The following is a 15,232-nucleotide window of genomic DNA, read 5'->3' on the forward strand; positions in this document are numbered from 1 at the left end:
GCACCGATGACCTTCACGCCCACCGACTACTTGCCGTACGATTTCGCTAACCGCCGTCATATCGGTCCGTCGCCTGCTGAGATGGAAAAGATGCTGGAGGTCGTTGGCGCGGCAAGCCTTGATGCGCTGATTGATGACACATTGCCGGCCAAAATCCGGCAGAAAAAGCCGCTTGATTTTGGCAAGGCAAAGTCTGAGCGCGAGTTGCTGCATCACATGCGCGTCACGGCCTCCAAGAACAAGGTGCTGACGTCGTTGATCGGTCAGGGTTATCACGGCACGGTCACGCCACCTGCCATTCAACGCAATATTCTGGAAAACCCCGCATGGTATACGGCTTACACGCCCTATCAGCCCGAGATTAGTCAGGGCCGTCTTGAGGCTCTGTTGAATTATCAAACCATGGTGTCGGACCTGACCGGTTTAGAAATTGCCAATGCCTCGCTGCTGGATGAGGCGACAGCCTGCGCCGAGGCGATGACAATGGCGCAGAGGATCAGCAAAGCAAAAGTGACCGGCTTTTTCGTCGATGAAAACTGCCATCCGCAGAATATTGCTGTGATGAGAACAAGGGCGCAACCGTTGGGCATTGAAATCATCGTTGGCAATCCCGATGATCTAGACGCAAGTACGGTCTTTGGTGCCATTTTTCAGTATCCCGGAACCTTTGGTCATATCCGCGACTTCACGTCAGAGATTGCGAAGCTGCATGAAAACAATGCGATTGGTATCATATCCGCCGACCCACTTTCGTTGACATTGCTGAAAGAACCCGGCGCGATGGGCGCCGATATTGCAGTCGGAACAACCCAACGCTTTGGGGTGCCGATTGGCTATGGTGGTCCGCATGCGGCCTATATGGCGACCAAGGCAAGCTATGCCCGCAACATGCCAGGCCGTATCGTTGGTGTGTCCATCGACAGCCATGGAAACCGCGCCTATCGCCTGTCGTTGCAAACCCGCGAACAGCATATCCGCCGCGAAAAGGCCACATCAAACGTCTGCACGGCGCAGGCGCTATTGGCGGTCATGGCGGGCTTCTATGCCGTCTTCCATGGCCCCGAGGGCCTGAAAGCCATCGCGCAACGAATACATCGCAAGACGGCCCGCCTTGCTGAAGGGTTGAAGCAAAGCGGTTTTGACGTTCGCCCCGCCACCTTCTTTGACACGATCACGGTAGACGTGGGCCCGCTGCAATCAGCGGTGATCAAATCGGCGGTCGACGAAGGGATCAACCTGCGTGCGGTTGGCACCACAAAGGTGGGTATTACACTAGACGAACGCACCCGTCCGGCCACAATCGAAAGTGTCTGGCGCGCCTTTGGGATCGAACGACAGGACAAAGACTACACGCCGCACTACCAGATGCCGGAAAAGCTGATCCGCGCAACGGAATATCTGACCCACCCGGTGTTTCACATGAACCGCGCCGAAACCGAGATGATGCGCTATATGCGTCGATTGGCGGACCGTGATCTGGCGTTGGATAGGGCGATGATCCCGCTGGGGTCCTGCACGATGAAACTGAACTCTGCCGCTGAAATGATGCCCGTAAGCTGGCGCGAATTCTCGCAACTGCACCCATTTTGCCCCAAGGATCAGGCCGCCGGTTACACTGAGATGATCAATGATCTGTCGGCAAAATTATGTGACGTGACCGGTTACGATGCGATCTCGATGCAGCCCAATTCCGGAGCGCAGGGGGAATACGCGGGTTTGCTAACGATTGCGCGCTATCACCGCGCCAACGGTGAAGGGCATCGCAACATATGCCTGATCCCGATGAGCGCGCATGGCACAAATCCGGCTTCGGCTCAGATGGCTGGCTGGAAGGTTGTGCCGATAAAATCTGCCGAAAACGGCGACATAGATGTTAAAGAGTTCAAAGAAACGGTGGCTGAGCACAAGGAGAACCTTGCGGCGTGCATGATCACCTATCCGTCGACCCATGGCGTGTTCGAAGAGACGGTGATCGATGTGTGCCAGATCACCCATGATGCGGGCGGTCAGGTCTATATCGACGGTGCGAATATGAATGCGATGGTGGGTCTCAGCCGCCCCGGCGATCTTGGCGGTGACGTCAGCCATCTCAACCTGCACAAGACGTTTTGCATCCCCCACGGTGGCGGCGGTCCCGGCATGGGACCGATTGGGGTGAAAGAGCATCTGATCACCCATTTACCCGGCGATCCAAACATTGGCGAAGGCGCGGTCAGCGCCGCAGCCTATGGTTCGCCTTCGCTGTTGCCGATTTCATGGGCCTATTGCCTGATGATGGGTGGTGAGGGGTTAAAGCAAGCAACACGTGTTGCGATTTTGAATGCCAACTACATTGCCAAGCGCTTGGAGGGGGCATTTGACGTTCTTTACAAGGGACCGACTGGACGCGTGGCGCATGAATGTATCATCGACACCCGGCCCTTTGCCGAAAGCGCGCAGGTGACAGTCGACGATATCGCCAAGCGTCTGTCTGATTGCGGGTTCCACGCCCCAACAATGTCGTGGCCCGTCGCCGGAACATTGATGATCGAACCAACAGAATCCGAAACGATGGCAGAGCTTGATCGTTTCTGCGATGCCATGTTGGGTATCCGCGATGAGATACGCGCGATTGAAGATGGTGTGATGGACCCTCTCAATAACCCGCTTAAGAATGCGCCACATACGATGGAAGATCTCGTGAAAGACTGGGATCGACCCTACAGCCGCGAAACTGGTTGTTTTCCGGCAGGTGCCTTTCGTGTCGATAAGTATTGGCCCCCGGTGAACCGGGTCGACAATGTATGGGGCGACCGAAACCTGACCTGCACCTGCCCACCAATGGAGGCATATTCCGAAGCCGCAGAGTAACACAAACTCCGGTTGAGCAAGCGCGCTTTGCCATAGACTCAAACATAGAAGGGTGACTTAATACTGTAACAAAAACCGTATCTTCATCGTCATGTTTTATCCAAAAGGGAGAGGGATTGTATGAAACATTCACTGGTATCATTATTTGCCGTTGTTGCGGTGCTGGGCGCGCAAGGTGTGCAGGCTGAAACGTTAAGACTGCTGACGTGGGGTGGGTATGCACCTGAAGAGGTCATCGCCATGTTCGAGGCCGAGACAGGACATACCGTCGAAGTCACCACATCCAACAACGAAGAAATGATCGCGAAACTGCGCGCAACCAATGGCGGCGGCTTTGATCTGGCCCAACCTAGCCAAGACCGGATCACCAGCGCACAGGAAGAATTTGGGATATACAAGCCGATAGATATGTCGCGCGTGACCGCCGACCTGTTTATCCCTTCGATGTTAAGCGCGACCGCCGCAAACACGACCTATGAGGGTGAGGTGTACGGCCTGCCGCATGTTTGGGGCACCAGCGGTCTTGTGGTCAACACCGCGATGGCGGGTGAAGTGACCGACTATACCGACTTATGCGATCCGTCGCTGACGGGCAAAGTGTCATACCGTTTGAAGCGCCCGACGCTCATCGGATTTGCCTATTCCATGGGACTCGACCCGTTCGCAGCCTATGGCGACACAGATGCCTATCAGGGCATCCTGGATGAGGTCGAAGCAATGCTGACCGAATGCAAGGCTATCGTCAGAACCTATTGGGATGGCGGGGATGAGATCAAGAACCTGCTGCGTTCGGGCGAGGTGGTGGCCTCAATGGCGTGGGATACAGGTGGTTGGCAGTTGAACGCTGACAATCCTGATATCACCTTCGTCGCCCCGGAGGCGGGTGCACTGGGATGGATCGATACCTTTGTCTTGCCCGCACGTGGCCGCGCCGACGATGCCGCATATGACTGGATCAACTTCGTCATGCAGCCAGAAATCGCCGCGATGATTACCAACACGGCTGGAAACTTCACAGCTGCGGTCGATGGCGATGCTGGTGTCAGCGCAGACCTCAAAGCGCGCTATCAGGGCAGCTTTGATCAGGCGGCCATTGATAACATCAAGTGGTATCCGCCAGTCCCCGCCGGGCTGGAAGCGCTGGAAGGTGCAACACTCGACCGGATCAACGCCGCGAACTAAGGCGTCACCTTACCAAAGCAAAGGGCACCAATCGGTGCCCTTTCTCCCTATACGAGGTTGCAATTTGACTGCCCCCCAACCTGACCTGGTGTGCCGGGATCTGACAAAGACCTACGACGCTTTTCGCGCCGTCGATCATGTCAGCTTTGATGTTCCGCAAGGCTCATTCTTTTCTATCCTTGGCCCCTCGGGCTGCGGCAAGACGACGTTGCTGCGGATGATCGCAGGCTTTCAATCGCCCACAAGTGGTGATCTGCTGATCAAGGGCAAGTCGATGATTGGTGTTCCGCCAAACAAGCGGCCTGTTTCGATGGTTTTTCAGCACCTTGCCCTGTTTCCGACAATGAACATCGGCGAGAACGTAGGCTTTGGTCTACGACAGCGCCGCGTTCCCAAAGCCGAGATCACATCCCGGGTCGGACAGGTTCTGGACCGTGTGGGGCTGCCGGATGTGTCGGCACGCCGCGTGGACCAGCTTTCAGGTGGGCAAAAACAGCGCGTCGCCATTGCACGGTGTATGGTGCTTGAACCCGATGTGCTGTTGCTGGATGAACCTTTGGGGGCGCTTGATCTGAAGCTCCGTGAGCACATGAAGGTCGAGCTGAAATCACTGCAGGCCGCGTTCAACACGACTTTTGTCTACATCACCCACGACCAGTCCGAGGCTCTTGTGATGAGCGACAACATCGCCGTCATGAACAACGGACGGTTCGAGCAGATTGGCACACCGCATGATGTCTATCACGCCCCCGACACCGCATTTGTCGCAGGTTTTGTGGGGGACGCCAACAAGTTCCATGCGAAGATCTCAGCCGTGAATGGGTCGCAGCTGACTTTGGAGACCCCTGCCGGGGAACCGATCAAGGTTGAAGCCCCCAATCCTAATCTGAGTGTCGGGCAGGATGCGGTAGTCTTTTTGCGACCTGAGGCAATCGCGCTCGCAACGTCAGACATCGGCGACACAGTGAATGGTTCGCGTGGTGAGGTGGAGTCTGTCTTGTTTAACGGGGCCAACAGCACAGTCACTGTAAGAGGTGGACAGGGCGACATCATCAAAGTTGCCTTGCCACAGACCGGAGACTTCGGAACCCTGCGCAAAGGCGACACCGTCTTTACCCGTTGGGACCCCAAAAAGGCGCGCTGCTATCCAGCGCCCAAGGGCTGAGCGATGGCTTCCGATACGTCGCGCCTTGGGTTCTATCTGCTGCTTGCGCCGATCTTGCTGTGGTTGGTTGTTCTTATCATTCTGCCGCATATCGGATTGTTTGTTGTCTCGATCAGCGAAAAGATCGGCCCCCGCGAATATGAGACCGGCTTTGGCAACTACGCGACCTTCTTTGGCGAACCACTTTACTGGCGGACATTTGCGCGTACAGCAATCATGTCGATCGCCGCGACAGCGCTGACCCTGATCCTTGGCTTTCCCATCGCATATTATATTGCAAAGCTGACACGCGGGCGGACCAAAACAACGCTCTTCCTGATGTGCATGATCCCGTTCTGGGTCTCTGAGCTGGTGCGCACCTTTGGCTGGATGATCCTGCTGCGAGAGACGGGCGTGCTGTCCAACTTCCTGCAATATCTGGGGCTTGTGAACGGACCGGTTGAGATGTTGTACAATGACGCCGCCATTATGGTTGGCCTCGTCTATACATCAATCTTGTTCATGGTCGTGCCGTTGGTGACGACGCTGGACAGCCTCGACGACAGCCTTATCGAAGCGGGATATGATCTGGGCGGTAGCAGTGCTGCAGTGATGCGTGAAATCGTGATCCCACACGCGATGCCGGGTATCGTGTCGGGGTGCATCGTGGTCTTCATGTTGTCGCTTGGGAATTATCTGACACCCATCTTATTGGGTGGAAAGGACAGCCTGTGGTTCACCGGCATGATCTACACGCAATTCATCACGCGGTTTAACTGGGAACTCGGATCGGCCTTTGGCTTTTTGTTGCTGGCACTGTCGTCGCTTGTTGTTTTCCTCGGCTTGAAGCTCTCTGGACGGTCATTGTCCGAGACGATGGGGCGCTCATGATCCCAACCGTCCCGCAACCTGCTTTTGCGAAATGGTGCTACCGCGCCTATGTCGTTATGTTCTTCATCTTCCTTGCGTTGCCGCTGACGGTTGTCTGCGTCTTTGCTTTCAACAACAGCGTCTTTCCAGCGCTGCCATGGAAAGGCTTCACGCTTGCCTGGTTCTTTGGCACAGAGGCGCCTTTCATCGGTGTGTTCAACGAACGCGCAATCCTGCGCTCAATTGGAACCTCTGCTTTTGTGGCGCTGTGGGTGTCGGGGCTCGCAGTCATTGTCGGGACCTGCAACGCATTTCTGTTCGTGCGGCATGATTTTCGCGGTAAGGCGCTGCTTTACATGTTGATGCTTTTGCCGTTGATCATACCCGGCGTGATCCTTGGTATCTCAATCTTGGTTTTCTTCAGCTCGGTCGCCAACGCGCTGGAGGACACAACAGGCCTCTGGTTCGATGGGCTGCGACCTGGCTTGATCCTTGTCATTCTGGGCCAGTTTTCTTTCATCACAACATTCGCGACATTAGTGATTTCAGCGCGTTTGCAGAAGTTTGACCCCAGTCTGGAAGAGGCGGCCCTGAACCTCGGGGCCAGCAAATGGGGCGCGATTTGGCAGATAACACTACCGTTTTTGTTGCCCGCGATCGTTGCCTCTGCCGTCGTTTCGCTTTTGATGAGTTTTGAGAATTTCAACACGACGCTGATGCTGGTCGGATCAGATGCGCCGCTGACCATCACGATGTTTGACAAACTCAAGCAAGGCTCGACACCCGTTTTGAATGCCGTGTCGGTGCTATTGATCATGATTTCTGCAGCGTTAGGCTTCTTTTCGTTGCTATTCCAAAAAATGAAACGGTAACGGGGCTGCCGGAGCCCCTTAGGTTGCAGCAGACGTTGGTCTGAAGACTTTGGTGGCGCTGGAATCTTTGTATATGGATATGCCCATCTGCTAACAGCGAACCATTTTGAGAGGCCCGATATGCGGGGTTTGGATTTGCTGCGTATTTTTCCTGAGCTTTCCGACCAGTAGTTGATATCGTCCGAAAGCAGACTTTGATGCTTGCTACAGCATCGGTCGAGTTGCGCTCTCTGCCGCCGTTAGATCGATTGCAGCATGTTCACTTGGTGGATCGTACTGCCCCAGCAGGAACGGCCCAAAGCGGATGAGGTGGGTGGCTCCTGCTCCACCGGCATGGAATGTGCCAAAATGCAGTTGTCATGGACTGCAAGGAAAGGAGCCACCCAATGACAGTTAAAACAATCGGCCTAGATTTGGCCAAGGAAGTTTTCCAAGTTCACGGTATTTCTGAGAATGGCCGCGTCATCTTCAATAAAGCCATCAAACGAGCAAAGCTACTCGCCTTCTTTGAAGCGCTGCCACCTTGCACAGTTGGCATGGAGGCCTGTGGTTCGTCGCACCATTGGGGTCGCACGTTGCGCAAGCTCGGTCACGATGTCAGGTTAATGCCAGCGAACTATGTGAAGCCTTATGTCAAACGCGGTAAAACGGATGCTGTTGATGCCGAGGCGATCTGTGAGGCCGTCCGGCGCCCAACCATGCGTTTCGTTGAGATCAAAACGGAAGAGCAGCAAGCCATTCTGTCCATCCATCGCACCCGAGATCTTGCCGTTCGGCAGCGCACCCAGTTGGCCAATATGATCCGCAGCCTGCTGCGCGAGTTTGGGCACATTCTGCCGATTGGGGTTGAGGCAGTGACTGCATTCGCAAAGCGCCACCTTGATGGTGATCATCCAGATATGCCCGACATCGCCAACGGCATGCTCGGCATGCAGTGTTATCAGTTCATTGGCTTGAGCGAGCGTATTGCAGGCTATTCAAAGATGATCGAACAGCATGCTTTGCTGAGTACCGACGCACGCAGGCTCATGCGCATGCCGGGAATTGGGCCAATCACGGCGTCAGCTATCGTCGCCACGATTGGTGATGCAAAACAGTTCCGCACAGGACGCGATCTGGCAGCCTGGCTCGGACTGACCCCTCTCAATAAATCCAGCGGTGGCAAGGAGCGCTTGGGTAAGATCACAAAGAAGGGCGATCGTTACATTCGCAAGCTGTTGGTCGTTGGTATGACGTCTCGTGCAGTGATGGCAAAACGCTCACCAGAAAAGGTAGATTTATGGACCGCGAAAATCATCGCTGACAAACCCTTCCGATTGGCGACAACTGCCATGGCCAACAAAGCTGCAAGGATCATCTGGGCGATGCTGACAAAGAAACAAGAATATCGGCAGCCAGCGTTCTAACCGCGCCGACTGCCCAAGAGATGCAAGACGTTGAAGTGATGATACGGAATTAAGTCAACCAAGAGCAAGGACACTCCGGGAACGGCAGCGGCCCATTGAGGTCGATAAGCCGATTGGAACCTCGCTCGTGGAATTCATCTGGGCCAGCGGAACACCACCGCACAAACAGGCCGGACAGACGAAAGTACTGACAAAAATGACCGCAAATATCGACAGAAAACGCTTGCAATGCAGGAGCCACCCGCAGACGCGCCACGCGCCGTGAAGGAGTATCTCGACACGCTGGATGAGGCCGCTTTCGGCGCGGCGAGCGAGGTGCAGCCCAAGTTCACCTCGTTCTCGGATCCCGCGAGCCAATGGACAGCGGCCCGCAAAGGCCCTGCTTTCTTTAGCTATTCTGATACCTATCTGATCGACACGGATCACGGTGTTATCGTCGATGTTGAAGCGACCAGATCAATCCGACAGGCCGAGGTTGGATCGACGAAGACCATGCTGAAGCGGGTTAAAGACAAGTTCGATCTACATCCCGAACGGCTGATCGCGGACACCGCCTACGGTTCTGGCCCAATGTTGGATTGGCTGGTGAAGCGCAAGATCGCACCGCACATCCCGGTCTTCGACAAGTCCGGTCGCAACGACGGAACCTGGTCCCGCGCGGACTTCGAATGGGATGCCGCGAACAACCAGTACATTTGCCCTGAGGGCGAAGCGCTTAAGCAGTTCCGCCGGAACGACTCCGATCCCAATCGTGGGCCAACCGGCAAAGGCGTGGCCAAGTATCAGGCCCTCAAACACACCTGTCAGGCGTGCCCATCAAAGATGAAGTGCTGCCCAAAGGCCGATGCGCGCAAGATCACCCGTCAAGAACATGAAGACGCCAGAGATGTCGCCCGTGCCATCAGAAAAACGCGCCAGTACAAAGTCTCATCAAAGCTCAGAAAGAAGGTCGAGATGCTCTTTGCCCACCTCAAACGCATCCTCGGACTGGGACGTCTCCGATTACGTGGTCCATGCGGCGCAAACGACGAATTCCTGCTCGCCGCCACCGCCCAAAACCTCCGGAAACCGGCCAAGATCTTTCCCGCACCGCAGCAAACGCGCAAAGCTTAATCAGAAAGGCATTTGCGCCCAGTTCATGCCGCTACTTTCTGCGCCCGCAACACGTTGTTTTTCCACAGAATCGGCTCATTGCAGCCATCCACCCTTACCACTCCAGCCCTCACCCCGCCGCAAACACCCCCGCCATATCCGCGTACCCTTTCACCTCAATCGGATTGCCCGAGGGGTCGCGGAAGAACATTGTCCATTGCTCGCCCGGCTCGCCTTTGAAGCGGACGGAGGGTGCGATGATGAAGTCAGTCTGACGCTCTTCCAGACACCCTGCCAACGCAGTCCAATCCTCTAACGGCAAAACGATCCCGAAATGGGGCATGGGGACCATGTGATCGCCGACCTTTCCCGTTGGCGCATTGGCGAAAGGTTCGCCCAAATGCAGGCTGAGTTGATGGCCAAAGAAGTCAAAATCGACCCATGTTTCAGTCGACCGCCCCTCAGCTGCGCCCAGCGCATTGGAATAAAATTCTCGGGCGTCGTCCAAATCCAAAACATGAAACGCCAAATGAAAGGGATGGGGCATCGTTTGTCCTTTGATCAAGAGAGCCGTTGAGGTGATCCAGCTTTCCCCCTAAACCACTCTGCAACGCATTTCAAAGGGAGACACACGATGACCGACGGCCCAAGTTACGGCTTTGACACGCTGCAAGTTCACGCAGGCGCACGCCCTGATCCGGCGACAGGTGCGCGGCAGGTGCCAATTTATCAAACCACCGCTTATGTGTTCCGCGATGCCGATCACGCGGCGGCTTTGTTCAACCTGCAAGAGGTCGGCTACATCTATTCGCGCCTGACCAACCCGACGGTCGCCGCACTGCAAGAACGGATCGCGACCCTTGAGGGTGGTGTTGGCGGTGTCTGCTGTTCGTCCGGGCACGCCGCCCAGATCATGGCGCTGTTTCCGCTGATGCAGCCGGGACGCAATATCGTGGCCTCCAGTCGGTTATACGGCGGCACCGTCACGCAGTTCAGCCAAACGATCAAACGCTTCGGCTGGTCCGCCAAATTCGTCGATTTCGACGATCACGCTGCCGTCAAAGCCGCCATCGACGACGACACACGCGCCGTCTTTTGCGAAGCAATCGCCAACCCCGGCGGGCACATCACCGACCTTGACGCGATCTCTGCTATCTCAGACGACGCAGGCATTCCGCTGATCGTGGATAACACGTCGGCCACGCCATACCTGTGCCGCCCGATCGAGCATGGGGCGACGCTGGTCGTGCACTCGACCACCAAATACCTGACTGGCAACGGCACAGTCACCGGCGGTTGCGTTGTGGACAGCGGCAAATTTGACTGGGCCGCCAACGACAAATTCCCCAGCCTGAGCGAACCAGAACCCGCCTATCACGGCATGAAGTTTGCCGAAACCTTTGGCCCGCTGGCATTTACCTTCCACGGCATCGCCATTGGTTTGCGTGATCTGGGCATGACAATGAATCCCCAAGCCGCGCACTATACGCTGATGGGGATTGAAACCCTGTCCTTGCGCATGGACCGGCACGTCGAAAATGCCATTAAGATCGCCAAATGGTTGGAGGATGATCCGCGCACGGATTACGTAACCTATGCGGGGCTTGAAAGCTCGCCCTACTCAAAACTGATACCAAAGATCTGTCCAAAAGGCGCAGGTGCCTTGTTCACGGTCGCAGTCAAAGGCGGTTACGACGCATGCGTGAAGCTGGTCGACAGTCTGGAAATCTTTAGCCATGTGGCCAACCTTGGCGACACGCGCAGCCTGATCATCCACTCCGCTTCGACCACGCACCGTCAGCTGACGGCGGAACAGCAGGAAGCCGCAGGCGCTGGTCCCGGCATTGTGCGGCTGTCCATCGGGATCGAAGATGCTGACGACCTGATCGCCGATCTGGATCAGGCGTTGGCCAAGGCCACAGCTTAACTCACCCAGACCCGCCGGTGCCCTTGGCGTGGGCGGGTTTCTGCTATAGGGTTCGCGCACGGGGGCAAAACGCGTTTTGCCTGTGGGACCAACATGCTAGAGCGTGCCGATGATCACGAATTTTGCGCTATCGCTTTCGTTCGATGGAATTGAGTTACTACATCGGGTGCCACGTGGGTGGCGCCGGATTGGGCGTGTCGATGTCGAAAGCGAAACGCTCGATGCCGATCTGGCCGCGTTGCGCAAAAAAGCCGAAGCGATTGAACCTGACGGGCTGCGCAGCAAGCTGATCATCCCGCTGGATCAGATCAAATACACGGCCATTGACGGCACCCGAACTACGCAAGAGGATATTGATGCGGTTCTGGAAGGGGCCACGCCTTATGCCCTTGATGAATTGGTGATTGACTGCGAACGCTTTGGCGGGCGCACGCATATTGCCGCTGTCGCGCGTGAAACGCTCAAAGAAGCCGAAGCTTTCGCCGCAGCACATGGGTTTCAGCCGGTTGCATTTGTGGCCGTCCCTGAACCTTTCACCTTCCAGAAAGAGGTGTTCTTTGGCCCCACTGACATGGCGCGTCAAATTGTAGGGCCCGACGCCCTGATTGAACGCGACAGCCTGCCTGTAATGGTGGTTGGCACGCGCATCAAGTCGCGCCTGTTGGTCTTTGATCTGCCGCAAGAGATGGAGGAAGAGGTCTATAAAGACGATCTGGCCGAATTGCTTGCCCCAAAGAAGGAAACGCCCAAACCCATCGAAGAACCTGTAGCGCAGATCGAAGAGGTTGAGGCCTCCCAAGCGCAAGCAGATCTCGACGCTCAGCCAGAACTTGACCTTGATATTGAGCCCGTGGACGACGCCGCACCCGGGCCGGAAGAGCTGGAAATCGCTCCAGTCGAAGAAATAACTGTCCCGACACCGATTTGGATTGATGCCATCCCGGCAGAATTCCACCCGCCCGCCGTTGAACCGCAAGCCGCTGAACCCTTAGCTGTTGAAGTCAAAGATCCACTGATCCCGGAAAATCCGGTTTTTGCGACCCTTCCCTTGCTGGACGCCGTAATCGCTGAATACCACCCAAGCCAGGCCAAGCCCGCGAAACCTGCATTGGTCGCCGTGGCCAGTGGCGGATCAAAGAAGGCACCCAAGCTGGGCGCAATGGCCTCTGCTACAAAACGCGCCTCTGCCCAAACTCTGCCCCGTAGCAAACCAGCGCTGATTGCGGTCGGCATCGCTGCGGGTGCGCTTTTGCTGGGCGGCTTGATCTGGTCGCAGCAAGGCCGCGAAGATATTGCAAACGCACCCGTTGCCACCCCGGCGGAAACGGTCGCGACCGCCGGTGAACTACCTGCCGAAACGCCCAACACCGCCGTGCCTGACGGACCGGCCCCCATCATCCCCGACGTCGAGATCGCCAATTTCGGCACAGCAGAGACAGCCGACAGCCCCCTACCAATGCCAAATGCCGAGGGTGAATTGTCGATTGCATCGGCACCCGATGCGCTGACCCTGCCCCCGGCAGATGCGGGTCTGTCGCCGGTGCAGGCACCACCCGCACCACCAGAACCCGAAACGGCGCAGGCCGCTGTTGGTGCACCCGTGCTGCGCGGTCAGGTCCTGAGCCCTGCCGAGGCCGAGAGTATCTATGCGGCGACCGGGGTATGGCAGCGCTCCGCGCGTTTCTTTGATGTCCCCAGCGGCATCATCATACTGGATTTCGTTCGCCCGATGGGCACCACACCGCCTGACCGGATCGCCCAACCCGACGTGCCCCAGCTTGAAGGCTTGGACACCGACCTCAGCTTTATCGCGCCCGCCAATCCGCCCGCCCCAGAGGTCATTTTCCCGCTTGATGAAAACGGCCTTATCCTCGCCACACCCGAAGGAACATTGACCCCGGAAGGAGCGATCGTCTTTGCAGGGCTGCCAGACCTCAACATCAACTTGCGTCCCGAGCTTTCGCAAGCCGATCTGGATCGCATGAAGCTGCTTGCACCGGCACCCGAGGGCGTCATCATCATTGCAGGCAGGCCGGATCCTGTGCCGCCCCTGCGCCCCGCAAACGCGCGTTTGCCTGAGACCGCGGAGGCATCACAGACCGATGACGCGGTTGCCCAAGCACTGACCGAGGCAGCAACCGATGAAGCCACGCCAACACCCGGCAGCGTGGGGCTGGCCGCGTTGGAGCTGCAAAACAGTGGTGCCGTCGCACTTGATCCTGCCGTTGTTGAGGACAACGCGATTATTGATCTGCGCCCGCAATTGCGCCCACAAGGTCTTGCAGCCGAAGACCCCGGCACGCCCGATATCACTGATATTCTGGCAGGGATCGAAACGGATGATGCAACCTTGCGGTTTGACAACAGCACCGCCTTGGCCGTCGTCCTTTCGCCGCGTCCGGATGTGCGGCCGTCGAACTTTGGTAGAATAGTCGCCGCAGCGCAGGCGCGCCAACAACCCCGGCAGGTCGCGCCCGCGGCCCCTGCCCCGGTGACAGCAGCGGCTCCCGTACCGCCTCAGAACTTTGCGCCGGTTCCGGGCGGTGTGGCGCGTGCTGCGACACAAGAGGACGTGATCCGACTACGCGAGATTAACCTGATTGGTGTGTACGGCAGACCAAATGCCCGCCGCGCCTTGGTCCGGCTCAGCAATGGGCGGTATGTGCGGGTTGAGGTCGGCAGCGCGCTGGATGGCGGCCAGGTGACCGCCATCGGTGACGACGCGCTAAACTACGTCAAGCGCGGTCGCACCTTTGCGATTGAACTGCCCTCGGGCTAGCTGGCTTTCAGCACGCCACGATCAATCTGATCGGCTTCGATGCTTTCAAACAGCGCCTTGAAATTACCTTCGCCAAAGCCGTCATCGCCTTTGCGCTGAATGAATTCAAAAAAGATCGGCCCGATGACCGTCTTGCTGAAAATTTGCAGCAGGATACGCGTCTCACCGCCGTCCACCACGCCTTCGCCGTCGATCAGGATGCCATGCTTCATCATCCGGTCCTTGGGTTCCTCATGGCCGACGACGCGGGTGGTGCTGAGGTCATAATAGGCTTCGGGTGGCTTGGGCATGAACTTGATCCCCCGCGCGGCAATCTCGTCGGTGGCGTCATATAGGTCATGCGCGCCAACGGCGATATGCTGAATGCCTTCACCATTGTAGCGCTTGAGGTATTCGACAATCTGCCCGGTCTCGCCCCGGTCCTCGTTGATCGGAATACGGATGCGGCCGCAAGGCGAGGTCAGCGCGCGTGACAACAGCCCGGTGAACTTGCCCTCAATGTCAAAGAACCGGATTTCCCTAAAGTTGAACAGATCGCCGTAGAACTTGAACCACAGGTCCATATTTCCCTTATGCACGTTATGCGTCAGGTGATCGAGATAGTGAAAGCCGACGCCTGCAGGATGAGCATCAGAGACCCAGTTGAATTCATCATTATAGGGGTTCGCCTCGTAATACTGATCAATGAAATAGATCAGGCTGCCACCGATGCCGACAATCGCCGGGACATCCATGGTTTTGCCAGCACCCTCATATGGGGTCGCACCCTTGCTGACCGCATGATCAAACGCGTGCTGCGCATCCACAACGCGCCACCCCATCGAGGGCGCACAAGGCCCGTGCTCTTCGACAAAGTCCCGCGCATGGCTGCCTGGCTCATTGTTGATTATGTAGGTGATGTCACCTTGCTGCCAAAGCTGGATATCCTTGGTCTTGTGGGTCGCGGTGTGGGTATAACCCATCTTGGTGAACAATTCGCGTAGCGTTTCAGGCTCAGGATGGGCGAACTCGACAAACTCAAACCCGTCCGTGCCTGCGGGGTTTTCAGCAGTGATTGTGGCTTTCGGGGCGTCGTGTGGAAAAGGTCCCATGGATAATCTCCTTCATGTC

10 protein-coding genes and 1 pseudogene are annotated in these 15,232 nt (G+C 56.7%); 9 read left to right on the top strand and 2 right to left on the bottom strand.

From position 1 onward, the window contains the following. Window positions 1–6: 6 nt before the first annotated feature. The 7 genes and pseudogenes from gcvP to MWU60_RS11790 all read left to right on the top strand — a co-directional run. Entirely contained in the window at window positions 7–2,850 is a 2,844-nt protein-coding gene (gcvP, locus tag MWU60_RS11760) for an aminomethyl-transferring glycine dehydrogenase (protein ID WP_247227526.1), read from the top strand. Window positions 2,851–2,970: 120 nt separating this feature from the next. Continuing rightward, window positions 2,971–4,032 carry an extracellular solute-binding protein gene (locus MWU60_RS11765; RefSeq protein ID WP_247227527.1) on the top strand — a complete coding sequence of 354 codons (1,062 nt, stop codon included), beginning with the start codon at window positions 2,971–2,973 and terminating at the stop codon, window positions 4,030–4,032. A gap of 64 nt (window positions 4,033–4,096) precedes the next feature. Continuing rightward, window positions 4,097–5,197, top strand: a complete 1,101-nt coding sequence (locus tag MWU60_RS11770; protein ID WP_247227528.1) for an ABC transporter ATP-binding protein — start codon at window positions 4,097–4,099, stop codon at window positions 5,195–5,197. Window positions 5,198–5,200: 3 nt separating this feature from the next. Further along, window positions 5,201–6,067, top strand: coding sequence for an ABC transporter permease (locus tag MWU60_RS11775; protein WP_247227529.1), 867 nt, complete (start codon window positions 5,201–5,203; stop codon window positions 6,065–6,067). Further along, complete coding sequence (locus tag MWU60_RS11780) at window positions 6,064–6,918, top strand: ABC transporter permease (protein ID WP_247227530.1); 855 nt, start codon at window positions 6,064–6,066, stop codon at window positions 6,916–6,918. Before MWU60_RS11775 ends, MWU60_RS11780 begins: the two co-directional genes overlap by 4 nt. A 386-nt stretch (window positions 6,919–7,304) precedes the next feature. Beyond that, window positions 7,305–8,324 carry an IS110 family transposase gene (locus tag MWU60_RS11785; RefSeq protein ID WP_247227531.1) on the top strand — a complete coding sequence of 340 codons (1,020 nt, stop codon included), beginning with the start codon at window positions 7,305–7,307 and terminating at the stop codon, window positions 8,322–8,324. 249 nt (window positions 8,325–8,573) lie between these two features. Then, window positions 8,574–9,437, top strand: a pseudogene (locus tag MWU60_RS11790) (transposase); the annotation flags it as partial. Window positions 9,438–9,546: 109 nt separating this feature from the next. On the opposite strand, the gene MWU60_RS11795 reads toward MWU60_RS11790, so the two are convergent. Further along, a complete protein-coding gene (locus MWU60_RS11795) occupies window positions 9,547–9,963 on the bottom strand; it encodes a VOC family protein (protein WP_247227532.1) in 417 nt (138 codons plus the stop codon). 87 nt (window positions 9,964–10,050) lie between these two features. On the opposite strand from MWU60_RS11795, the gene MWU60_RS11800 reads away from it, so the two are divergent. After that, complete coding sequence (locus MWU60_RS11800; RefSeq protein WP_247227533.1) at window positions 10,051–11,343, top strand: O-acetylhomoserine aminocarboxypropyltransferase/cysteine synthase family protein; 1,293 nt, start codon at window positions 10,051–10,053, stop codon at window positions 11,341–11,343. A gap of 109 nt (window positions 11,344–11,452) precedes the next feature. Continuing rightward, entirely contained in the window at window positions 11,453–14,122 is a 2,670-nt protein-coding gene (locus tag MWU60_RS11805; RefSeq protein ID WP_247227534.1) for a hypothetical protein, read from the top strand. Here MWU60_RS11805 and hppD read toward each other — a convergent pair. Then, window positions 14,119–15,213, bottom strand: coding sequence for a 4-hydroxyphenylpyruvate dioxygenase (gene hppD, locus MWU60_RS11810; RefSeq protein ID WP_247227535.1), 1,095 nt, complete (start codon window positions 15,211–15,213; stop codon window positions 14,119–14,121). The two genes, MWU60_RS11805 and hppD, sit on opposite strands and share 4 nt — an antisense overlap. Window positions 15,214–15,232 lie beyond the last annotated feature (19 nt).

This window comes from Yoonia sp. F2084L (assembly GCF_023015625.1).
GTDB lineage: Bacteria > Pseudomonadota > Alphaproteobacteria > Rhodobacterales > Rhodobacteraceae > Yoonia.